Annotated in this window: 20 protein-coding genes; 9 read left to right on the top strand and 11 right to left on the bottom strand. The window is 70.3% G+C overall.

What is annotated here, in order from left to right; translation table 11 throughout:
* Positions 1-308: 308 nt before the first annotated feature.
* From ABZT17_RS04005 to ABZT17_RS03980, 6 genes are all read left to right on the top strand, one after another.
* Positions 309-1,043: a Crp/Fnr family transcriptional regulator gene (locus ABZT17_RS04005; protein WP_356343355.1), complete on the top strand. Its 735-nt coding sequence runs from the start codon at positions 309-311 to the stop codon at positions 1,041-1,043.
* A gap of 197 nt (positions 1,044-1,240) precedes the next feature.
* Positions 1,241-1,780 carry a hypothetical protein gene (locus tag ABZT17_RS04000; RefSeq protein ID WP_356343353.1) on the top strand — a complete coding sequence of 180 codons (540 nt, stop codon included), beginning with the start codon at positions 1,241-1,243 and terminating at the stop codon, positions 1,778-1,780.
* A 145-nt stretch (positions 1,781-1,925) separates the two neighbouring features.
* Positions 1,926-2,687: a DeoR/GlpR family DNA-binding transcription regulator gene (locus tag ABZT17_RS03995; RefSeq protein WP_356343385.1), complete on the top strand. Its 762-nt coding sequence runs from the start codon at positions 1,926-1,928 to the stop codon at positions 2,685-2,687.
* Positions 2,684-3,631 (top strand): 1-phosphofructokinase, encoded by a 948-nt coding sequence (gene pfkB / locus ABZT17_RS03990; RefSeq protein ID WP_356343351.1) that lies wholly within the window; start codon positions 2,684-2,686, stop codon positions 3,629-3,631. The genes ABZT17_RS03995 and pfkB overlap by 4 nt, the downstream gene beginning before the upstream one ends.
* 682 nt (positions 3,632-4,313) lie before the next feature.
* Positions 4,314-6,590, top strand: a complete 2,277-nt coding sequence (locus tag ABZT17_RS03985; protein ID WP_356343349.1) for a fructose-specific PTS transporter subunit EIIC — start codon at positions 4,314-4,316, stop codon at positions 6,588-6,590.
* 188 nt (positions 6,591-6,778) lie between these two features.
* On the top strand, positions 6,779-7,033 hold the full coding sequence (locus tag ABZT17_RS03980; RefSeq protein ID WP_356343346.1) for a hypothetical protein: 255 nt from the start codon (positions 6,779-6,781) through the stop codon (positions 7,031-7,033).
* A gap of 195 nt (positions 7,034-7,228) precedes the next feature.
* Here ABZT17_RS03980 and ABZT17_RS03975 read toward each other — a convergent pair whose 3' ends face one another.
* From ABZT17_RS03975 to ABZT17_RS03955, 5 genes are all read right to left on the bottom strand, one after another.
* On the bottom strand, positions 7,229-7,975 hold the full coding sequence (locus ABZT17_RS03975; RefSeq protein ID WP_356343344.1) for a DUF6227 family protein: 747 nt from the start codon (positions 7,973-7,975) through the stop codon (positions 7,229-7,231).
* Positions 7,976-8,172: 197 nt separating this feature from the next.
* On the bottom strand, positions 8,173-9,399 hold the full coding sequence (locus ABZT17_RS03970) for an Ig-like domain-containing protein (protein ID WP_356343342.1): 1,227 nt from the start codon (positions 9,397-9,399) through the stop codon (positions 8,173-8,175).
* Positions 9,400-9,669: 270 nt separating this feature from the next.
* Positions 9,670-10,698, bottom strand: a complete 1,029-nt coding sequence (locus ABZT17_RS03965; protein ID WP_356343339.1) for a P1 family peptidase — start codon at positions 10,696-10,698, stop codon at positions 9,670-9,672.
* 39 nt (positions 10,699-10,737) lie between these two features.
* Positions 10,738-11,994, bottom strand: a complete 1,257-nt coding sequence (locus ABZT17_RS03960; RefSeq protein ID WP_356343337.1) for a low temperature requirement protein A — start codon at positions 11,992-11,994, stop codon at positions 10,738-10,740.
* Positions 11,995-12,083: 89 nt separating this feature from the next.
* Positions 12,084-12,224 (bottom strand): hypothetical protein, encoded by a 141-nt coding sequence (locus ABZT17_RS03955; RefSeq protein WP_356343335.1) that lies wholly within the window; start codon positions 12,222-12,224, stop codon positions 12,084-12,086.
* Here ABZT17_RS03955 and pflB point away from each other — a divergent pair.
* The 3 genes from pflB to ABZT17_RS03940 are packed head-to-tail and all read left to right on the top strand — an operon-like array spanning position 12,223 to position 15,595.
* Positions 12,223-14,520: a formate C-acetyltransferase gene (gene pflB / locus ABZT17_RS03950; RefSeq protein ID WP_356343333.1), complete on the top strand. Its 2,298-nt coding sequence runs from the start codon at positions 12,223-12,225 to the stop codon at positions 14,518-14,520. The genes ABZT17_RS03955 and pflB overlap by 2 nt on opposite strands.
* Positions 14,521-14,532: 12 nt before the next feature.
* Positions 14,533-15,360 (top strand): pyruvate formate-lyase-activating protein, encoded by an 828-nt coding sequence (gene pflA / locus ABZT17_RS03945; RefSeq protein WP_356343331.1) that lies wholly within the window; start codon positions 14,533-14,535, stop codon positions 15,358-15,360.
* Positions 15,361-15,412: 52 nt separating this feature from the next.
* On the top strand, positions 15,413-15,595 hold the full coding sequence (locus ABZT17_RS03940; RefSeq protein ID WP_356343329.1) for a hypothetical protein: 183 nt from the start codon (positions 15,413-15,415) through the stop codon (positions 15,593-15,595).
* A 43-nt stretch (positions 15,596-15,638) separates the two neighbouring features.
* On the opposite strand, the gene mscL is transcribed toward ABZT17_RS03940, so the two are convergent.
* The 6 genes from mscL to ABZT17_RS03910 all read right to left on the bottom strand — a co-directional run bounded on the left by mscL (position 15,639) and on the right by ABZT17_RS03910 (position 21,565).
* Positions 15,639-16,115: a large conductance mechanosensitive channel protein MscL gene (mscL, locus tag ABZT17_RS03935; RefSeq protein ID WP_356343326.1), complete on the bottom strand. Its 477-nt coding sequence runs from the start codon at positions 16,113-16,115 to the stop codon at positions 15,639-15,641.
* Positions 16,116-16,253: 138 nt separating this feature from the next.
* On the bottom strand, positions 16,254-16,790 hold the full coding sequence (locus ABZT17_RS03930; RefSeq protein WP_356343324.1) for a hypothetical protein: 537 nt from the start codon (positions 16,788-16,790) through the stop codon (positions 16,254-16,256).
* Between the two features lie 153 nt (positions 16,791-16,943).
* A complete protein-coding gene (locus tag ABZT17_RS03925) occupies positions 16,944-17,777 on the bottom strand; it encodes an S-methyl-5'-thioadenosine phosphorylase (protein ID WP_356343322.1) in 834 nt (277 codons plus the stop codon).
* Between the two features lie 98 nt (positions 17,778-17,875).
* The gene (locus ABZT17_RS03920) at positions 17,876-18,202 is read right to left on the bottom strand and encodes an FmdB family zinc ribbon protein (protein WP_356343320.1); all 327 of its coding nucleotides are present in this window, start codon (positions 18,200-18,202) and stop codon (positions 17,876-17,878) included.
* Positions 18,203-18,269: 67 nt separating this feature from the next.
* Positions 18,270-19,562, bottom strand: a complete 1,293-nt coding sequence (locus ABZT17_RS03915) for an MFS transporter (protein WP_356343318.1) — start codon at positions 19,560-19,562, stop codon at positions 18,270-18,272.
* Positions 19,563-20,029: 467 nt separating this feature from the next.
* Positions 20,030-21,565, bottom strand: a complete 1,536-nt coding sequence (locus tag ABZT17_RS03910; RefSeq protein WP_356343383.1) for a potassium/proton antiporter — start codon at positions 21,563-21,565, stop codon at positions 20,030-20,032.
* Positions 21,566-21,682: the final 117 nt, after the last annotated feature.

The raw sequence follows: 21,682 nt of genomic DNA, 5'->3' as shown, positions 1-21,682 counted from the left end.
CGCGGCGAGGGGTACGGTCTATCTCGCTCCACCGTTTCCACCCGCCCGGACTCACTACCCGGGCGCCTGCCGCACCTCCCGGATCGGGAGGCCGGACCCGCCACCCGGAACCCCGCCGACCAGCGGGGTTCCAAAGAATCAACAGAACAGGGATCAATCGCGATGCGCACCGTGAAGGGTGACGGCATAGTCCCGCCGTCGTGCCGCGGACCCCATGACACCCCGACCGTGACACTCCGTCACCCATACGTGTCCCGCGGCGCGTACGCCGGGACACGCGCCGTCGGAACAGGGGAGTGAGCTTGCCCGTGAGCTCGCCCTCGACCGTCGACTCCGCCCGGACGACCGACCTCCTCGGTCACGAGAACAAGCCCGAGGGAAGCTTCCTGCACCGACTGGAGGCCGACAGCTGGCGCGCTCTGTTACAGGCTGGACTGCGCGCCCGCACCTTCGAACGGGACGAGCACCTGCCCATGGGGCGGGGTGACCGGAACATCTACATCATCTGGGACGGCGTCGTACGGCAGGACCGCTTCCCGCTCGGCGAGGGTGACAACGTGCCCGCCGTGATCCGGTTCCGCGGCGGCGGCCAACTGGTCGGCGAGGGCAAGCTCATCGACCCCGGCTCAGCCGTCCTCACCAAATGCCTGACCAGGACCGTCGCCATCCCCTGCGGCGCACGCGACTTCAACGTCCTGCTGCGCAAACACGCCGACATCCAGCTCGCCCTCCTGCGCAGCCTGGAGGACCGCAACCGCAGCGACGAGCTCGTCTACACCATGGCCACCCGGCCGCCGCTGGAGCGCACCAGCCGGCTGCTGGCGCACCTCGCCGACACCGCGGGGCGGCCGGACCCCCGGACGGGCGGGGCCGTCGTGTCGGGACCCGGCCAGAAGGACATCGCCGCGGCCCTCCAACTCGCCGTCTCCACGACGGAGAACGCGATCCGGACCCTGCGCTACCACGGGATCGTCGAAGCCCGGTACCGCCAGTTCGTCGTCCACGACGTCGACGCCCTGCGCCACCTCGCCGCCGGCCACTGACCCAGCCACTGCGACGAGCCCGCCCCGGCGCTGACACAGCCGCTCCGGCGAGCCTTTCCGGTACGGGTAGAGCCGCTCCGGCGAGTCTTTCCAGTACTGGTAGAGCCGCTCCGGCGTGCCTTTCCGGTACCGGTAGAGCCGCTCCGGCGAGTTTTCCCCTCCCTCCGCTCACGCTCCGCCCCTGAACGGACCACAGCATGATGACCAGCACCACCACACTGGCGAACGGCACCACCACACTGGCGATCGGCACCAGTGCCGGCACCCTCGCGCTGACCGCCGTCTCCGCCCTTGTCACGGGTGTCCTCGCCTCGTACACCCTCCGGCACCACCGGCAGGTCTTCGCCTGGATGCAGAAGATCCGCGGCAGGGACGAGGCCGGCACCGAACTGGACCGGCCCGCCGAATGGCTCGCCGACCTCTACAAGGCCCAGTGCCGCTGTGCCCAGAAGCCGTGCCGGGCCGAAGACTTCGAGGACATCTGCCAGACCGGCAACATGATCAAGGGGATCGCCGACCACACGGAGGCCGTCCGCGTCGAACTGACCAAGGTCGTCGAACGCGTCGACGAATACGTCGCCACCGCCCTCCCCGAACCGGTCCCCGCCGCGCGCATCGCCGCCGCGGACCACCGTTCCCAGCTCGTCCTGGCCATGCGCCAGGAGGCCGCCCGCCACGAACTCGCACGCGCCGTCATCGCCGCCCAGCAGAAGATCGAATCGCAGCGGTGCGCTTGAGGCGTGCCCGTTTGTGTCTGACCGATGCCCGAACCTGTTTACTTCTCGGAAATCCGGGCGTAGCCTCCCGACTGAAACCACAAGTTCGGGCATGAGCCGAGAACACTCGGACATCAAGGCGGAGGCGAACGGGAGGCGAACGGGCATGTACGCACCGGAGCGGCAGCAGGAGATCCTCCGGCTCGCCCGTGACGGCGGCCGGGTGGACGTGGTGTCGCTGGCGGAGGAGTTCCAGGTGACGGCGGAGACGATCCGCCGGGACCTGAAGGCCCTCGACCGCGCCGGCCTGCTGCGCCGGGTGCACGGCGGGGCCATACCCGCCGGGCGTCTCGACTTCGAACCGGACCTCGCCGAGCGCGAGGGCACCTCCGCCGACGAGAAGGACCGCATCGCCAAGGCCGCCGTCGCGGAACTGCCCACCGAGGGCACGCTCCTTCTCGACGCCGGCACGACAGTGGCCCGGCTGGCCGCCGCGATTCCGCTGGAAGCCTCGCTCACCGTCGTCACCCACAGCCTGCCCATCGCCGCGCGCCTCGCGGACCACCCCGGAATCCAGCTCCACCTCGTCGGGGGGCGCGTGCGCCACCGTACGCGCGCCGCCGTGGACGCCTGGGCGCTGCGTGCCTACGGCGAGATCCGTGCCGATGTCCTGTTCGTCGCGGCCAACGGCTTCTCCGCCGACCACGGCCTGACCACCCCCGACCTCGCCGAGGCCGCGGTCAAGCGCGCGGCCCTCGCCGCCGCCCGCCGTGTCGTGCTGCTCGCCGACTCCTCCAAGCACGGCCAGGAGCACTTCGCCCGCTTCGGCGACCTGACCGACGTGGACCTGCTGATCACCGACAGCGGGCTGAGCCAAGAAGACGCCGTCGCGATCGAGCACGGCGGCACGGAAGTAGTGCGCACATGATCCTCACCGTCACCCCGAACCCCTCCCTGGACCGCACGTACGAGGTTCCCTCCCTCGACCGCGGCGAGGTCATCCGGGCCACCGGTGAGCGCATGGACCCGGGTGGCAAGGGTGTGAACGTCTCGCGCGCCGTCGCGGCCGCCGGACAGCGCACGGTCGCCGTCCTGCCCCTCGGTGGTGCGCCGGGGGCGCTCGTCGCCGATCTGCTCCACGCGCAGGGCATCGAGGTCGCGCCGGTACCGGTGGCGGGCGCCACCCGGTCGAACATCGCGCTTGCCGAGGCGGACGGGGTGCTCACCAAGATCAACGCGCCGGGGCCTGAGCTGTCCGCGCAGGAGCAGGAACTGCTTCTGGAGACGGTGCGCGAACAGTCGCGCGATGCCGCGTGGATCGCTTGCTGCGGGAGCTTGCCGCGGGGGCTCGCGCCGGCGTGGTACGCCGATGTCGTCGCGCGGGCGCACGCCGGGGGCGCGCGAATCGCTCTGGACACCTCGGGGCGTGCGCTCCTGGAGGCGCTGCGCGAGCGGCCCGACGTGGTGAAGCCCAACGCCGAGGAGCTCGCGGAGGCCGTCGGGCGCCCCCTGTTCACCGTGGGCGACGCGGTGAAGGCGGCCGAGGAGTTGCGCGAGATGGGCGCACGCGCCGTGCTCGCGAGCCTGGGCGCCGACGGGCAGTTGCTCGTGGACGGCGTGGGCGCCTGGTTCGGCAGCGCGCGCGTGGACGCCGTACGCAGCAACGTGGGCGCCGGCGACTCTTCCCTGGCCGGCTTCCTGATCGCCGGTGGCAGCGGTCCGGACGCGCTCGCCTCGGCCGTGGCACACGGCGCCGCGGCCGTCCAGCTCCCGGGCAGCGTGATGCCGACCCCGAGGGACCTGGACCCCGCGGCGGTCACGGTGACGGCCGAGGTGCCCGTGGATCGCGCCTTGACGGAGCCGGTGTCATGAGCCTTCGTACGACCTTCAGGCCGACGGCCTGCACGGGTGCGCGACCGGCGTGCGGTGCGGGGGCGTGCTCGGTGGCTGGTGCGGGGGCGTGTGTCGTGGCGGGTGCGGACGCGGGCGCGGGTGCGTGTCTTGTGGCTGGCGAACCGGCTTGCGCCGTGACCGGTGAAGGAGTTCGCGTGTTGGCCGGTGACGGCGCTTGCGCGTCGGCGGGCACGGCGCCCGGCGGGCAGGCGCACGTTACAGCGCGGACGGTACCCGGCGTGGGGCTGCGCGCAGGAATGCGCGTCACGGCGCGGACGGCACCTGGTATGCGGACGTGTGTGGTGGCTGGTGCGGAGGCGTCCCTGGTGGCTGGTGCGGAGGCGTGCGCGGTGTCGCGACCGGTGACTGGCATGGGCGCGCGCGTGGCAGTGTGCGCCATCCACTTCAACTTCGCGCCGCCCGCAGAGCCACACGCTCCCGCCGCTTACCCCGATCCGGCCCTGGAGCGGCGAGGCTCCCCGTTACTCGCCGCGGCCGACAGGCGGCAGAACGGCCTGAGCCGCCCTGCCGCCCTGGGGAGGCGGGGTTCCCCCGGCCCCGCCTCCCCAGGCCCCGAGGTTCTCACCACCCCCCACTGCACCCCCGTCCCCACCCCCGCCCACCCCACTCCCCGGGCGATACGCGTGCGAAGGAGCCCGCGATGAGCGACATGATCACCGCGGACCTGGTCGATCTCGACCTGTCCGCCGACACCAAGGAAGCGGCGGCGCGTGCCCTCGCCGAGCGCATGGTGGCCCTGGGCCGGGTGACCGACCTCGATGGCTTCCTCGCTGACGTGGCCGCGCGCGAAGCACAGATGCCCACCGGCCTCGACGGCGGCATCGGCATCCCGCACTGCCGCAGCGAGCATGTCACCGAGCCGACGCTCGCCTTCGGGCGCAGCGCCGCCGGAATCGACTTCGGCGCCGCGGACGGCCCCGCCGATCTGATCTTCCTGATCGCGGCACCCGCCGGTGCCGACGACGCCCACCTGACGATCCTGTCGTCGCTGGCACGGCAGCTGATGAACGCCGAGTTCACCGGCGCGCTGAGGTCGGTGGGGGACGCGGCGAGCGCGGCGGCGCTGATCCGGGGCGAGGAGGCGCCGGCTGCGGCGGGCGCAGGCGCCGGCGCTGGTGCCGGTGCTGGTGCTGGTGCTGCCGTTGAGGCTGGCGCCGGGGTTGACGCGCAGGCTGCTGGTGCGGGGGCCGGTTCGGGGGGCGCGCGCGGCGCTTCCGACAGCGCGAAGGGCGCTGCGAGCGCCTCCGAAGACTCCGGTGCGGCGTCGGGGGCGGCCTCCGTCGACGCCGCACCGGGTAGTACGGCTCCCGCGCCGGGCGCGCGTGCCGAGGACACCTCCGCCCCGGCGCCGGGCGCCCGCTCCGAGGACGAGCGCGCGGGCGGGGGCGCGGGCGGGAGTGAAAGCGAGCGCCCTTTCCGGATCGTCGCCGTCACCTCGTGTCCGACCGGCATCGCCCACACGTACATGGCGGCCGAGTCCCTGGAGAACGCGGGCCGCGACGCGGGCGTCGAGGTCGTCGTCGAGACGCAGGGCTCAGCCGGCTTCACCCGGCTCGACCCGGCCGTCATCGCGGCGGCGGACGGCGTGATCTTCGCGCACGACGTCCCCGTACGCGAGAAGGAACGCTTCGCCGGTAAGCCGACGGTCGACGTCGGTGTGAAGGCCGGCATCAATCGCCCCGGCGAGCTGATCACCGAGGTGCGCGGCAAGGCGGCGCGTGGTGAGGTGACCGCGGGCGCCGCCCCGGGAGCGGGCACGCCGGTCGAGCGCGCCGGTGACTCCGGCGAGGGCTACGGCACCAAGCTGCGCAAGTGGCTGATGTCCGGCGTCAGTTACATGGTCCCGTTCGTCGCCGCGGGCGGCCTTCTCATCGCCCTCGGCTTCGCGATCGGCGGCTACAAGATCAAGTCGGCGCCGTCGGTCATGGACCACTTCGTCTGGACGCAGACCGGCAGCTGGGCCGCCCTGATGTTCCAGATCGGTGCCGTGGCCTTCGGGTTCCTGGTCCCGGTCCTGGCCGGCTACATCGCCTACGGCATGGCGGACCGGCCGGGCCTCGTCCCCGGCTTCGTGGGCGGCATGATCGCGTCCACGATCAACGCGGGCTTCCTCGGCGGCCTGGTCGCCGGTCTGCTCGCCGGCGGTGTGGTGATGGCGATCCAGAGGATCGACATCCCGGCGGTGCTGCGCGGCATCATGCCGGTGGTGGTGATCCCGCTGATCTCCTCGGCGATCGTCGGATTCCTGATGTTCGTCGTCGTGGGCAAGCCCATCGCCTCCGCCCAGAAGGGCATGACCGACTGGCTGAACGGCCTCTCCGGCTCCAACGCCATCCTGCTCGGCGCCCTGCTCGGCCTGATGATGTGCTTCGACCTCGGCGGGCCCGTCAACAAGGTCGCCTACACCTTCGCCACCGCCGGCATCGCGGTGTCCAACCCGAGCGACTCCGCGATGAAGATCATGGCCGCGGTCATGGCCGCCGGTATGGTCCCGCCGCTTGCGATGGCGCTGGCCACCACGGTCCGCGGCAAGCTCTTCACCGAGACCGAGCGCGAGAATGGCAAAGCCGCCTGGGTCCTCGGCGCCTCCTTCATCTCCGAGGGCGCGATCCCGTTCGCGGCGGCCGACCCGCTGCGCGTCATCCCGTCCTCGATGGTCGGCGGCGCGATCACCGGCTCCCTGTCGATGGCCTTCGGCGCCACCCTGCGCGCCCCGCACGGCGGCATCTTCGTGGTCCCGCTGATCGGCAACGCCTTCCTCTACCTGATCGCCATCGCGGTCGGCGTGTGCGTCACGGCCACCCTGGTCGTCGTACTGAAGGGCATGCGCAAGCCGGCAGCGGGCGCCGTGCCCGCCGGCGCGACGGACGCCGACGCCGCTGCTGCCACGGAGACGAAGCAGCCGGTCGCGGCGTAAGCCCCGGCCACACGGAGTACGAGTGGGCCCGCAGTCCCCGTGAAAGGGACTGCGGGCCCACCCGCATGTCCCTTTGGCGTGCTGTGAGTTGTTCGCTGCCTCTGAGGTGTAAACATGCTCCCTGCGCCTCATGCGAGATACATCACGGTCCGGGACCAAAGTCCCGGACCGTGGTGTCTACTGAGCGCATGCCCGATGAGCACGTCTCGATCCTCCAGTCGCTGGGTGTGGCCGTTCTCGCCTTCGCCACCGTCGTCTGGGTGATCGGCCTGGTCCGTCTCCTGCGCCGCGCCCGCACCGGAGCCGGCCTGCGGCACGGCCACACCCTGCACGCCCTCCCGCACCAGCGGCAGGCCGGCCCCCAGTTGGAGTCCGTCGAACTGACCCCTGCGGAGAGGGCCGCTTTCGCGGGTCTGGTACGACAGCTCAGCGACGGGCGCTAGCGCGGCGAGGTGCCGACGCGGCAACCGGCGTGACCGACGAATGGCGTCGGCTCAATGACCGGCGCTGGGGCGCGAAGTGGAACTCGTGCGGGATCATGCCCGCCGGAGGCGTGCACCAATGCCGTACGCCTTGGAGCCGGAGCCGGAGCCGGAGCCGGAGCCGGAGACCGGCACCGGAGATGTGCCCGCCCCTGCTCAGGAAACCTGCGCCGCTCGCCGCTCCATCGCGTCCCGGGCCGCCTGCTCCGTGACGTAGACCTCGCACATGTGCCGCCCGTCGGGCGTGGCCGTGTGCTCGACCTCCCAGAGGGAGAGCTCCGCACCGTCGCGCAGCAGGAACGCGTGCTCGTAGAGCGCGAAGCACAGCCCCGCGCGCCCCGCCCGGCTCGGACGCCCGAAGGCCTGCGTGATCTGGTGGGCGAACGCGGTCGACAGCAGTGTCGCCGTCTCCGCGTCCGGCCGGTCGGCGTTCTCCGCGCGGCGCAGGAGCCGGCGCGCGTGGTCCGCCGAGTCGTCCGGCACGTACGCGTGCCGGGGCGCCGGGATCGGTGACAGCTGAACCGCCACCGGCAGCTCGAAGTCCGGCGCGTCCGGAGGCAGTGGCAGGCGCGCGGTGGCGGTACGCAGCTCCTCCTCGTCGACGTACACCTCGTGCTGCGCGGCGCTGCCCGGCGCGGTGTTGTGCACAAGCTCCCACAGGGTGAGCGCCGAGCCGTCCGTGAGCAGCCACGTGTGCCGGTACGTCTCGCGGTGCAGCCCCGCGCTGTGATGCGCGGAGTGCAACGAACTGTCGTGCGCCAGCGCACAGTCGAGCCGCTGTATGACGTCATCGGGCAGTTCGAAGGAGTTCAGGGCACGACCGAGGAGCCGCTCGAGGTGCTCCTCCGGAGACTCGGGCGACTCGGGTGGTTCGTACGCTGTGGTCTCGTACGGAACGCTCAAGGTTTCTCCCGGCGTTGCTGCATGTCACCTTGTGGGTGCATACCGTAGCCCCTCGGTCGGACATCATGTCCGGGAACCGAGAAAACGTGCGCACAGAAAACGCATGGGCCGTGTGAGAAGTTCCCACATGGCCCGACGTTCTGTCAGAACACGCTGTTCAGAAGGCCCTTGAGCTGATCATGCGCCGCTTGCGACGATCAGGCGGCGCTTCCCGCGATCCAGTCGCTCCACGACAGGTTCCACCCGTTGAGCCCGTTGTCGGGGGCCACCGTCTTGTCGGGGGAGTTCTTGACGATCACGACGTCCCCGATGAGCGAGTTGTCGTAGAACCACTTGGCGTTCGTGGCGCCCTGCGCGCCCTGCACGTCCGCGAGTCCGACGCAGCCGTGGCTGGTGCCCTCGCGCCCGAACGGCGGGTTGCCCTTGTTGTACCAGTAGTTGCCGTGGATGAACGTTCCCGAGGTCGTCAGGCGCATCGCGTGCGGCACGTCCGGGATGTCGTACTCGCCGCCCAGACCGACGGACTGGCTGTTCATGCGCGTCTGCACGAACTTCTCGGAGATCACCATCTGCCCGTTGTACGTGGTGTGCTGAGGGCTGCCCGTCGAGACGGGGACCGTCTTGAACGTCTTGCCGTCCCGGACGATCGTCATGGTCTGCGTGTTGACGTCGACCGTGGAGACCTGCGAACGCCCGATGGTGAAGGTGACGGTCTTCTTCTGTACCCCGTAGACGCCCTTCGCGCCCTGCACGCCGTCCAGGTCGATGTTCATCGTGACCTTGGAGCCGGCTTTCCAGTACTCCTCGGGCCGGAAATCCAGCCGCTGTGAGCCGAACCAGTGCCCGACGACCTTCTGCCCGCCACTGGAGGTGACCGTGATGTGCGACTGCACGGCCTTCTTGTCGCTGATCACCTTGTCGAAGTTGAACGACACCGGCATCCCGACCCCGACCGTGGTCCCGTTGTCCGGCGTGTAGGTGCCGATGAAGCTGTTCGCCGACGTGACCGTGGTGAAGATGGAGTTGGCCGCCGCCGTATGGCCGCCGGAGTCCTTGGCGGTAGCCGAGATCTGGTACTTCGTTCCCCGCTCGAGCTGCTCGTTCGGCTTCCAGGTGCCGCCGTCCCCGGATATCGAGCCCGCCACCACCTGCCCGGAACCCGCCACTGTCATCTTCACGTCGGTCAGCTTGCCCCCACTGACCTTCACGCCGGTCGTGTTGATCGACGCGTCGGTCGAGCCGTCCTTCGCCGAGATGACGATCTGCGCCGTCGATGTCTTGGCCGAGCCCTTGTCGCCGCTTTTGCTGTCGCTGTTGGCGTCGGCATTGGCGTTGCCGCCGCAGGCGGTGAGGGTGAGGGCGCCGATCATCAGGGCGGCACAGGCCCCCAGTGCGCGCCGCGCTGCTTTGTTCGGCGTTGTCACGAGCTGCTCCCGTTTCATGTGATGTGCGTGATCCGCTCCAGTGCGTGGGGAAAGAGGGATCGGGCGGCTGCTGAGGTTCCCCTCGTACGCCATGAACGCCAGCACGTGACAGAACCAGGACATTTGCGAGTGGGGCGAGGATGGGGTCCGGATGACCTGAGGGGTGCGTCTCCCTCGTGCGCGAGCCGGTGATTGCCGCTACGTCCGCTACGAGCCTCGAACGGGTACAGGACGGGTGTTGTGTGAGCCGGACACATGCGCCCCGCCTGATCAACGCCTCCCGTACAACTCCTCGTACGACGGCCACACCCCGCCCGGCCCGTCCACCGACTCGGCGGCGCGCACGGCGCGCACGATCGCTCGGGCCACCAGGTCCGCGCCCGCCTCGAGGATCTCGTTCAGTGCGAGGGGGCGTTGGGCGTCCAACCGGCGCGCCCCGGTCGCCAGCGCGAACACCGTGTCGCCGTCGTTGAGCATGTGCACCGGCCGCACGGCGCGCGCGATCCCGTCGTGCGCCGTGCCGGCCACCTTCTGCGCCTGCGCCTTCGACAGGCCCGCGTCGGTGGCGACCACGGCGAGCGTGGTGTTCAGCAGCGGGCGGGCGCTCTTCGCCGCGGCCTCGGCGAGGCGCCGGCGCGCGGTCTCGTGGACGTGCGCCTCCGGGTAGTTCACGCGCCCCTGGAACAACTCCCCGTACAGGACGCCCGTTTCCGGGGCCATCACCGACCCCACCGCATTGGCCACCACGAGCGCGGCCACGGTGATCCCCGAGTCGAGCACAGTGCTCGCGGTGCCCACCCCGCCCTTCATCGCTCCGACGGCGGCTCCCGTGCCGGCGCCCACGCATCCCTCCCGTACGGGCGCCCCGACCGGGCTCGCCGCGGCCGCCTCGACCGCCGCGCGACCGGTGGCGGCGTCGGGCCTGGCCCGGAAGTCGCCGCCCCGCCCCAGATCGAAGACGCAGGCGGCGGGCACCACCGGTACCACGTGTGCGGGGTCCTCCCCGACCCGCACACCGCGCCCCTGCTCCTCGAGCCAGGCCATGACGCCGGACGCCGCGTCGAGCCCGTACGCGCTACCGCCCGTCAACACGATCGCCTCGACCCTCTCGACGAGATTCCGAGGGTCGAGGGCGTCGGTCTCCTTGGTGCCGGGGCCGCCGCCGCGTACGTCCACGGCGGCGACGGCGCCGCCTTCCGGGGCCAGTACGACGGTGGTCCCGGTCAGCCAACCGCTGCCGGAGCGCGTCGCGTGGCCCACCCGAACCCCGGTGACGTCGGTCAAAGCGTCAACTGTCATGAACCCAGTCTCGCCCCCACCGCCGCGCACGCGTCCTTGTCAGGCGACCGGGCTCGTCGCGCGCTCCCCGCTCGTTCCGCTCGCGCCGCGCTCCTTGGCGACCATGCGCGCCGTGAGCGTGACGCCGGTCGCGACCGCCAGTGCCGAGACGATGCCGGCCGCGAACACCGCCCAGTCGCCCAGGAACGTGCAGACGATCACCAGCAGGGCTGTGGTCGGAAGGACCAACTGCTGGGCGATGCCCACCTTGTAGAAGCGGGAGTGCAGCGCCCAGACAGTGAGGAAGTACAGGGCCGTCGGCAGCGTCACAGCGGCCGACGCGGCCAGCGTGGAGATGTCCGCCTTGCCGACCGTCTGTTCCACCGCGACCTCCAGTCCCGCGCCGACGGCGGCCGCGGAGGCGAAGATCAGATAGTGGCCGTAGCCCCAGAGGAATGCCTGCCGGTTGGAGCGCAGGTGGCCGTGGATCGGTACGACGAAGTAGATCCACCAGGCGGCGAAGACGATCAGCAGTCCACCCGCGGCGATCGGCAGCAGATCCGTCAGAGCGTCGTGCTCGTCGATGCCCGACTTCACGGCGACGGTGGCCGCGGCGATGGTCTCGCCGAGCACGATGATCGTGAACAGCCCGTACCGTTCGGAGATGTGGTGCGGGTGCCAGGACGTCGGGTGGTCCTTCTCCGCGAACGGCGGCACACACATCTCGAGCAGCGCCATCACGAGGAAGACCCAGGGTCGGCCGCCTTCCGGCAACAAAAGCAGCCCCAGCCAGCCGACCTGGCACAGCAGTACGCCGCCGGCGTACCGCAGGGCCATGGTCCTCTCCGCGCCCTCGGTCGACCGCGCCACACGCAGCCACTGCGCTATCAGGGCGAGCCGCATGATCAGGTAGCCGAGCCAGACGATCAGGAACTCGTGGCTTTCGAACGCCTTGGAAATCCCGGCGGCCAGGACGAGCACCCCGGCGATCTGGACCAGGGTGACGACTCGGTAGAGCACGTCGTCGTTGTCGTACGCCGAGGCGAACCACGTGAAGTTCATCCACGCCCACCAGATGGAGAAGAACACCATCGCGTAGTTGAGGATGCCCTCGCCCGCGTGCCCTTCAGCGATGGCGTGCACCAGCTGGACGCCCGCCTGGGCGATGGCCACGACGAAGCACAGGTCGAAGAAGAGCTCGAGCGGTGAGGCGACGCGGTGTGCCTCGTCGCGGCCGCGGGCGGTGAGTCCGCGCAGCGGAGTGTGTCTCGTGGGCGCGCCGGTGGGCGTCGGCGGCGGAGTCGAACTGGACGTCATGGGTCCAAGCACAGCAGATAACCCCCGGAACTTCTTGTGAAGGAATTCACAAGACTGGATGGGGTCAAAATTCCGACGAAATAGCCAGGTCAGATGCCGCGACCGCCGCCGCGATCGACGGTCATCGGGACCTTCGGCCCGAGATCGGGGACCATTGCGGCGCCCGGCGGAGCGCACACGGGCGTGCAATGGATCCGTACCAGTGAAGCGATGCGGAAGGTGCGCGCCATGACTGCGACCCCTGCGGAAACCACGACCGTCACCCCTGCCCAGGAGCCGTCGCGCGAGCCGTCGACGTCCGGGGGCGCCTGGGCCGGCTTCCGGGGTGGCCTGTGGCGCGACACGGTCGACGTCCGCGACTTCGTCCAGCAGAACTACACCCCCTACGAGGGAGACGCCTCCTTCCTCGCCGGACCCACCGAACGCACCACCAAGGTCTGGCGCAAGCTCCTCGGGATGTTCCCCACCGAGAGGGAACGCGGCATCTACGACGTCGACGCCAGGACGCCCTCCCGTATCGACGCCTTCGCCCCCGGGTACATCGACCGCGGTCTCGACATCGTCGTCGGTCTCCAGACCGACGCCCCGCTCAAGCGCGCCATCATGCCCAACGGCGGCTTTCGCATGGTCGAGAGCGCCCTGAACGCCTACGGGTACGAGGCCGACCCCGCCGTCCGGGAGATCTACACCAAGCTCCGCAAGACCCACAACGACGGCGTCTTCGACGCCTACACCCCCGAGATCCGCGCCTGCCGCTCCTCCGGCATCATCACCGGCCTGCCCGACGCCTACGGCCGCGGCCGCATCATCGGCGACTACCGCCGCGTCGCCCTCTACGGCGTCGACCGGCTCATCGTCGCGAAGCGAGCGGACAAAAGCGCAGTCGAAGTCCTCTGGCCGAGTGCGCAGGTGATCCAGGAACGCGAGGAAATCGCCGAGCAGATCCGCGCCCTCGAAGAACTCAAGGCCATGGCTCTCTCCTACGGTCACGACATCTCCGGCCCCGCCCGCACCAGCCTCGAGGCCGTCCAGTGGCTCTACTTCGCCTACCTCGCCGCGGTCAAGGAACAGAACGGCGCCGCGATGTCGATCGGCCGCATCGACGCCTTCCTCGACACCTACCTCCAGCGGGACATCGAGGCCGGCCTGCTCACGGAGTCCGAGGCCCAGGAACTCATCGACGACTTCGTCATCAAGCTCCGCATCGTGCGCTTCCTGCGCACCCCCGAGTACAACGAGCTCTACTCCGGCGACCCCACCTGGGTGACCTGGTCCCTGGGCGGCATCGGCAGCGACGGGCGCCCCCTGGTCACCCGCACCACCTTCCGCGCGCTGCACACGCTCTACAACCTCGGCCCGGCCCCCGAACCCAATCTCACCGTCTTCTGGTCCCCGAGCCTGCCCGAGGCCTTCAAGTCGTACGCCGCCCAGGTCGCCGTCGACACCAGCGCCCTGCAGTTCGAGTCCGACGACCTCATGCGCCCCAAGTACGGGGACGACACCGCCATCGCCTGTTGCGTCTCCGCCATGTCCGTCGGCAAGCAGATGCAGTTCTTCGGCGCCCGCGTCAACGTCGCCAAGGCCCTCCTCTACGCCATCAACGGCGGCCGCGACGAGAAGTCCGGCGAGACGGTCGTGGAGGGCCTCGAACCGATCACCGACGAGTACCTCGACTACGACAGCGTCCTGGTGGCCTACGACGCCCTGCTGGGCTGGCTCGCCAAGACCTACGTGCACGCGCTCAACGTCATCCACTACATGCACGACAAGTACGCCTACGAGCGCCTCGAAATGGCCCTGCACGACCGGTCGATCCTGCGCACCATGGCGTGCGGCATCGCAGGCCTGTCGGTCGCCGTCGACTCGCTGTCGGCGATCAAGCACGCGCGTGTGAAGGTCGTCCGCGACGAGACGGGCCTCGCCGTCGATTACGTCGTCGAGGGCGACTACCCGGCGTACGGCAACAACGACGACCGGGCCGACGCCATCGCGCGCTGGATCGTCCACGAGTTCATGGAGAAGGTCCGCCGTCACCCGACGTACCGCGACGCCGTGCACACCCAGTCGGTCCTGACGATCACGTCGAACGTCGTCTACGGCAAGAAGACCGGCAACACGCCCGACGGCCGCCGCGCGGGCACCCCCTTCGCACCGGGTGCCAACCCGATGAACGGGCGCGACGAGCACGGCTACATCGCCTCGGCGCTCTCCGTCGCCAAGCTCCCTTACGACGACGCGGAGGACGGCATCTCGCTGACCAACACCATCACCCCGGACGCGCTGGGTCGCACTTCCGAGGAGCGCGTCGCCAACCTCTCCGGCGTCCTGGACGGCTTCATGGCCAGCGGCGGCTTCCACATGAACGTCAACGTCGTCGACCGGGCGACTCTCCAGGACGCGATGGAGCACCCCGAGAAGTACCCGCAGCTGACCATCCGGGTCTCCGGCTACGCGGTCAACTTCGTCTGCCTCACGCGCGAGCAGCAGCTCGACGTCATCAACCGCACGTTCCACGGCTCGCTCTGAGGGAGTTGGGCGATGACTCCGCTTCTTCCGACGACGCCGACCCTGCCGACGCCGGCCGGCGGGGCCGTGCCCGCGGCGACTACCCCGGCCGCGGCGGCCACCCGGCGCCCTGTGGTCGGCTCGGTCCACTCGTGGGACCTGTCGACCGGCGTCGACGGCCCCGGCACCCGCTTCGTCACCTTCCTGTCGGGCTGCCCGCTGACCTGCCTCTACTGCCACAATCCCGACACCTGGCGGATGCGCGACGGCAAGCGCACCAGCGTCGACGAGATCGTCGCGGAGGCCGCCAAGTACACGCGGTTCATCGAAGTCGCGGGCGGTGGTACGACCGTCAGCGGGGGAGAACCGCTGCTCCAGCCGGTCTTCACCGGCGAGCTGCTGCACCGCTTCAAGCATGAACTCGGCCTGCACACCGCCCTCGACACCTCGGGCTTTCTCGGTGTCCGTGCCACCGAAGCCCTGCTGAGGGACACCGACCTGGTCCTGCTCGACATCAAGTCCTGGGAGCGCGCCACCTACCGTGAGGTCACCGGCCGCCCCCTGCGGCCCACCCTCGACTTCGCCCGGCGTCTCGCCGACCTGGGCAAGGAGGTCCACGTCCGCTTCGTGCTCGTGCCCGGCCTCACCGACGACCCGGTCAACATCGAGGGCGTCGCCGCCTTCGCCGCCTCGCTCGGCAACATCACCCGCGTCGACGTCCTGCCCTTCCACAAGCTCGGCGAGGCCAAGTGGCAGCGGCTCGGTCGGCCCTTCACCCTGCACGACACCCCTTGCCCCACCGCGGAGCAGACCGCGCTGGCCAGAAGCGTCTTCGTGGCGCACGGCCTGCACGCGGTCTGAGCCGCCGGCGCGACCCGGCCGCCGCACGCCCCCGGGGCCGTACTCTGGAGGCATGACCTCCGCCCCCACCCCCGAGCCGCGCGCCCCCAGGCCCGCGCTGATCTTCGACGACCCGCTGGACCGGCAGTCCTCGGACGACACCGACCGCGGCTGGGGCGAGCGGCCGGCCTCCGACGGCGACGCCGCGGCCGACCTCAGGCGCTTCCTCGACGAGAAGCCGCCCCACCACCTCTGAGCAGTGCGGAGACCCGTCCGCCAGCCCCAGCGGGCAGCTGCCGCTACCGCTCGTCGTGCCCGGATCCGCGCTGCGCCACCAGGGCGTCGCGGATCTCCTTGAGCACCTCCAGCTCGGTCACCTCGATCACCTCGTGCGTGCCTTCCTTCGCCTTCCTGCGCGCCTCCTGCCGCGCCAGGTACTTCGACATCGGCAGCACCATCAGGAAGTAGACGACGGCCGCGGTGATCACGAAGGTGAGCGTGGCGCCGAGAACCGAGCCCCACATGATCGGGATGCCGCTCTTCACCGTGCCGTCCGCGCTCACCACGCACGGGTCCTTCAGACACGAGGTGTAGCTCTCGAGGCTCTTCGTGCCAATCGCCCCGACCAGTGGATTGATCACACCCTTCACCACCGAGTTGACGATGTTGGTGAAGGCGGCGCCGATGACCACCGCTACCGCCAGGTCGACGACGTTCCCGCGCATCAGGAAGGCCTTGAAGCCCTGCCAGATGCTCGGTTCCTTCTTCTCGCTCACCTCGGGGCCTCTTCTCGCACGCACAGGTTGTGGAACAGACAGCTCCGCAACTTACGTCAACACTCGGCCACTCTGTCCAATTGGGTAGCTCGATCGAGGGACTTGACAGGAAGATCCGCAGGACACGGACGACTTGGCTCAGCACAACGTCACCGCCAGCCGCGCCGTCGCCCCCGCACCGGCGAGGCGTGCGGCGGTGGTCCGAGGAACTGACAGGACCACCAGCGCTCCGTCGACGGCGTCACCGTCCAACGCCTCGGGCACCTTGGTCACCCGTGCTCCGCGCGCGACCACCTGGGCGTCACCGCCTGTCGCCGTCTCCCGGGCCGCAATGACGTCCACCCGGTCACCGGGCCGCAGCAACCGGACTGTGGCCCCGTCGGCGATCCGCACCGGTGCGGCCACCATCTCGACGGCACGCTGCTTGCGCACGGGATCCGCCACCGGATGCCCGCGCGCCTGTTCGGTGTCCCGTGGCCCGGCGGCCACCAGCGCCGCGGCGGTCATGGCCAGGCCCAGCGCCACGGCCCTCCTGCGGTGCCGTACGAGGCGCTGAAGTTGATACCGCCCGCCGCGTACCCGCACGGGGGCGAAGTGCGGGACCTCGCACGTGGCGGGTGCGTCGTTGCCGAGCGGGAGAGGGAAGGGGAGAAGAGGCGGAGGGGGAGTGGACATGCGGATCACCACCTGCGTCGAGGAATCGGCTTGCAGGCCCACGATGAGGCTTCGCACCGATTCCCGCCGAGGCCGGTGGACTACCGACGAGTTGTGGATAACTCCCTCACCCGAATGGGAAGTTCCGCCCCTCGCATACCCGCCCCTCCAGCGCTACGGCAGCTCGAACCCCGGATCCATCCCGCCCAGTGCCGTCGTGCACAGGCAATCGCGGTCCTCGTCGGACGGCAGGCCCGCCACCGCGTCGAACAGCACGCCCCGCAGTCGGTCCACGTTCGCCGCGAACACCTGCAGCACCTCCTCGTGCGAGACACCCTCACCGGTCTCGGCACCCGCGTCGAGGTCCGTGACCAGGGTCAACGACGTGTAGCAGAGCTCCAGTTCACGGGCGAGGGCGGCCTCGGGGTGACCGGTCATGCCCACCACCGACCAGCCCTGCGCCTGGTGCCACAGCGACTCCGCGCGGGTCGAGAAACGCGGTCCCTCGACCACGACCAGTGTGCCGCCGTCCACCGGCTCCCAGTCCCGGCCGCGCGCCGCCTTCAGAGCGGCCGCACGTCCCACGGGGCAGTAAGGGTCGGCCAGGGACACATGCACGACGTTCGGCACGTTGCCGCCGGGCAGAGGAAGCCCGTCGAAGTACGTCCCCACCCGGGATTTCGTACGGTCGACCAGCTGGTCCGGCACGAGCAGTGTGCCCGGCCCGTATTCCGGGCGCAGCCCGCCCACGGCGCACGGACCCAGGACCTGGCGGGCGCCGACCGACCGCAGCGCCCACAGGTTCGCCCGATAGTTGATCCGGTGCGGAGGCAGATGGTGGCCGCGGCCGTGGCGGGGCAGGAAGGCTACGCGCCGTCCGGCGACCTCGCCGAGGAAGAGGGAGTCGCTGGGCGGACCGTACGGGGTGTCCACCTGGACCTCGGTCACGTCCTCGAGGAACGAGTAGAAGCCCGAGCCGCCGATTACACCGATTTCTGCGTTCGCCATGACCAGCACAGTATCCGGCGACCGCTGCGCGGGGAGAGGGGCTCCGGGAACACCGAAAACCCTGCCGCCCTACGACGACAGGGTTCCGTGCGCTTGTCCTACGCGGCGGAGCTGCTGCTGGAGGAAGCGTCGCTGCCGGACGACTTCGACTCCGAGGACGCCGAGGACGACGATGACGACGTCGAATCCGAGGACGTGGTGGACGCCGACGACTTCGACGACGACGCCGGCGAGCTGCTCGACGAGGAGCCGCGGCTGTCGTTGCGATAGAAGCCGGAGCCCTTGAAGACAATGCCGACCGCGGAGAACACCTTCTTCAGGCGGCCACCGCAGTTGGGGCACTCGGTCAGGGCGTCGTCGGTGAACTTCTGCACCGCCTCGAGGCCCTCGCCGCACTCGGTGCACTGGTACTGGTAGGTGGGCACTGTCTTCCTCCTGGCACTCTCACTCAATGAGTGCTAACGAGGCTCCATAGTGACGTATTCCTGAGGATCAGTCCACCGTCACCGGCACGCGGTGACCGACGCCACGTGCCACGGTCCGGCTCCGAGACCGTGCGACGAGGCGCGAGCGCAGGGACACGAGGGTCGCCAGGGCGAGCACTGTACCGGCCATCGGCACCAGGAATCCGGCGCCGTGCCAGAAGCGGTCCTCCAGCTGTCCGGCGATGGTGACGGCCGCCGCCTGGCCGAGTGCCACCGCGCCGGTCAGCCAGGTGAAGGCCTCCGTGCGCGCACCGGCCGGCACCAGACCCTCGACCAGCGTGTAGCCCGTGATCAGCGCGGGTGCGATGCTCATGCCGACGAGCAGACCCAGGCCGGCCAGGACCGGCACCGAGTGCGCGGCCCACAGACCGGAGGCCGTCAGCGCGAGCGCGCCGTAGCCCACGACCAGGCGCCGCTGCGGCGCCACCTTCCAGGCGATCGCACCGCACACGACCCCGGAGAGCATGTTGCCCGCCGCGAAGACGCCGTACAGGACGCCGTTCAGGCCGGGCTCACCGATCGACTCGCTGAACGCGGCCAGCGAGACCTGCATGCCGCCGAAGACGGCACCGATGCCCAGGAAGGCCACGATCAACACGCGCACACCGGGGACGCGCAGCGCGGAAGCCTGCTCCACGCGCGCGTGCCCGGCCATGGTGACACCAGGCTGCGTGCCCTTCTGCGCCGCGAACAGCAGGCCGCCCAGCAGCGTGAGCGCCGCTTCCGTCACCAGACCCGCGGCCGGGGCGACGGTGGTGCACAGGGCGGTCGCCAGCAGCGGCCCGAAGACAAAGGTGAGCTCGTCGGTGACGGACTCGAAGGCGGCCGCGGTGGCCATCAGGGGCGAACCCTGGAGCTTCACTCCCCAGCGGGCGCGCACCATGGGCCCGACCTGCGGCACCGAGGCCCCCGTAGGCACGGCCGCCGCGAACAGCGCCCACATCGGCGCGTGGGCCAGCGCGAGCGCCGTCAGGGCCAGGCCCGACAGCGCGTGGACCAGTACGCCGGGGACCAGCACGGCGCGCTGCCCGTAACGGTCGGCCAGCCGCCCGCTGTAGGGCGCGAACAGCGCCATGGAGACCCCGGTGACGGCCGCGGCGGCGCCCGCCGCTCCGTAGGAGCCGGTGGTGTGCTGCACGAGCAGCACGATGGAGATGGTGAGCATCGCGAACGGCTGGCGTGCGGCGAAGCCGGGGAGCAGAAATGTCCAGGCGCCACGGGTGCGCAGCAGCTGCCCGTATCCCGGACGGGAGGAAGCCGACAAGTCCTTCGACGGCTCGGTGGTGACCGTGGACGCCACGGCCCGTGCCTTTCTGCCGCCTGGTAGCGCGCCCGTGCGGGGGCGCCGAGAGCTGTCCTCTTGCGCGGAACTGCGGTAGATGCCGGTGCCCACTGCGAAAGGCGCCCCGACCGCCATACGGTCGCGCCAGCTCTGCGTCAGGCAGAGTTGGTTCGATCAAAGTGCGCCTTCATCCTACAGGTTTCGACACCCGAGGTGCCTGTGAAAACGAGCACCATGCGCGGCGTTCGCCTGTGATTGGCGGGGGTGTGAACCGTACGAAACGCGCCATTAACGACGCGGGGCGCCCCTCTGTGCGCCGTGCACGCCCCAGCCGTCGCGCCGCCGCCCGCGCGCCTCCCACGATCACGCCGCCTCACTGCGCGCCCCTCGTCGCGCAACCCGGCGACGCGCCCTCGTGCGCGCGCCCGCGCAGCGCCCCGCCGAGCGGCGTCCCGCCGCACATCAGCCCCGCCCTTTCAGCCCCCTCAGCGCCCCGCACTCGCCCCGTTCGTCCCGAGCCACCCGGCCAGTTTTCCTCCGTGACCCACCGCGCGGAGTCGTTTCTCCGCCGCGTCACGGACCGGATCCGTGGCGACGACGAGGAGTTCGTCGCCGCGTCGGAGCACTGTCGTAGGCAGGGGAACAAACGATTTTCCGTCGCGGACGACCAGGGTGACCGCGGCGCCGGCGGGCAGCCGCAGCTCGTGGACCTCGACGCCGTGCATCTTCGAGCCCTCGGGGATCGCGACCGACAGCAGATGCCCGCGCAGCCGCTCCAGAGGGGCGGACTCGATGCCGAGGTCGGCGGCTTCGCTGTCCTCGCCCAGACGCAGCTTGCGAGCGAGCCAGGGCAGGGTCGGACCCTGGATCAGGGTGTAGACGACCACCAGGACGAAGACGATGTTGAAGATACGGCGGCTGGCGTCGACGCCCTGCACCATCGGGATGGTCGCCAGGATGATGGGCACCGCGCCGCGCAGCCCCGCCCAGGACATCAGGGTCTGCTCCTGCCACGGCACCCGGAACGGCGTCAGGCACAGCACCACGCTCAGCGGGCGCGCGACCATGGTCAGCGCCAGGCCGATGACCAGGGCGGGCCATACGTCGTCGCCGAGCTCGTGCGGGGTGACCAGGAGGCCGAGCAGGACGAACATGCCGATCTGGGCGATCCAGCCGAGGCCGTCCGCGAACCCGCGCGTGGCGGGCCAGTGGGGCAGCTTCGCGTTGCCCATCACCATGGAGGCCAGGTAGACGCCCAGGAAGCCGCTGCCGTGGGCCAGCGCGCCCCCCGCGTACGCGGTGACGGCGATCGCCATGACGGCGATCGGATAGAGGCCGGACGCGGGCAGGGCCACATGCCGCAGACCCCAGGAGCCGAGCCAGCCCACCGCGAGACCGATGGCCGCGCCGATCGCCAGTTCCAGAGCTATCTCGCCCAGCAGCACGTACCAGTGCTCGACCGGGCCCGCCGTCGAGAAGGCGACCACCAGGATGACGACGGGAGCGTCGTTGAAGCCGGACTCCGCCTCCAGCGTGCCCGTCACGCGCGCGGGGAGGGGGATTTTCCGCAGGACGGAGAAGACTGCCGCCGCGTCGGTCGAGGAGACGACCGCTCCGACGATGAGCGCCTGGCGCCACTCCAGGCCGACCAGATAGTGCGCGGCCGACGCCGCGACCCCGACACTCACCGCGACTCCGACCAGTGCCAGTGCGGAGGCGGCCGGCAGGGCCGGCTTGATCTCCCTCCACTTCGTGCCGAGGCCGCCTTCGGCCAGGATCACGACCAGTGCCGCGTATCCGATGACCTGGGTCATCTCGGCATTGTTGAAGTGGATGTTGCCGATCCCGTCCTGGCCCATGAGGACCCCGATCCCCAGGTACACGAGCAGGCTGGGGAGCCCGCTGCGCGAGGAGATCCGGACCGCTGCCACGGCGACGAGCAGGACGAGCGAGCAGACGAGCAGAAGCTGGTTGAGGTGGTGGACAGTCAGCGGCCGTTCCCTTCCCTGGCTCACACACATCCCGCGCGGGAGCTCACGTACATAGGACACGAAGTCGTGGGACTCCGCACCCAAGTACTTCGTTACCTTACCTAACTCTTGACGATTTCTTGACGCTTCCCGAGGCAAGATCGAACG

Origin of the sequence: Streptomyces sp. NPDC005648 (assembly GCF_040605395.1) — a bacterium.
Classification (GTDB): domain Bacteria; phylum Actinomycetota; class Actinomycetes; order Streptomycetales; family Streptomycetaceae; genus Streptomyces.
Note: the sequence above shows the minus strand (reverse complement) of the source record. Positions and strands in the feature narration are given on the sequence as shown.

Coding starts and splice junctions, on each gene's coding strand:
- ABZT17_RS04000 (WP_356343353.1), top strand. CDS start 1,241: ATGATGACCAGCACCACCACACTGGCGAACGGCACCACCACACTGGCG.
- ABZT17_RS03995 (WP_356343385.1), top strand. CDS start 1,926: ATGTACGCACCGGAGCGGCAGCAGGAGATCCTCCGGCTCGCCCGTGAC.
- pfkB (WP_356343351.1), top strand. CDS start 2,684: ATGATCCTCACCGTCACCCCGAACCCCTCCCTGGACCGCACGTACGAG.
- ABZT17_RS03985 (WP_356343349.1), top strand. CDS start 4,314: ATGAGCGACATGATCACCGCGGACCTGGTCGATCTCGACCTGTCCGCC.
- ABZT17_RS03980 (WP_356343346.1), top strand. CDS start 6,779: ATGCCCGATGAGCACGTCTCGATCCTCCAGTCGCTGGGTGTGGCCGTT.
- ABZT17_RS03965 (WP_356343339.1), bottom strand. CDS start 10,698: ATGACAGTTGACGCTTTGACCGACGTCACCGGGGTTCGGGTGGGCCAC.
- ABZT17_RS03960 (WP_356343337.1), bottom strand. CDS start 11,994: ATGACGTCCAGTTCGACTCCGCCGCCGACGCCCACCGGCGCGCCCACG.
- pflB (WP_356343333.1), top strand. CDS start 12,223: ATGACTGCGACCCCTGCGGAAACCACGACCGTCACCCCTGCCCAGGAG.
- ABZT17_RS03955 (WP_356343335.1), bottom strand. CDS start 12,224: ATGGCGCGCACCTTCCGCATCGCTTCACTGGTACGGATCCATTGCACG.
- pflA (WP_356343331.1), top strand. CDS start 14,533: ATGACTCCGCTTCTTCCGACGACGCCGACCCTGCCGACGCCGGCCGGC.
- ABZT17_RS03940 (WP_356343329.1), top strand. CDS start 15,413: ATGACCTCCGCCCCCACCCCCGAGCCGCGCGCCCCCAGGCCCGCGCTG.
- ABZT17_RS03930 (WP_356343324.1), bottom strand. CDS start 16,790: ATGTCCACTCCCCCTCCGCCTCTTCTCCCCTTCCCTCTCCCGCTCGGC.
- ABZT17_RS03925 (WP_356343322.1), bottom strand. CDS start 17,777: ATGGCGAACGCAGAAATCGGTGTAATCGGCGGCTCGGGCTTCTACTCG.
- ABZT17_RS03910 (WP_356343383.1), bottom strand. CDS start 21,565: ATGTGTGTGAGCCAGGGAAGGGAACGGCCGCTGACTGTCCACCACCTC.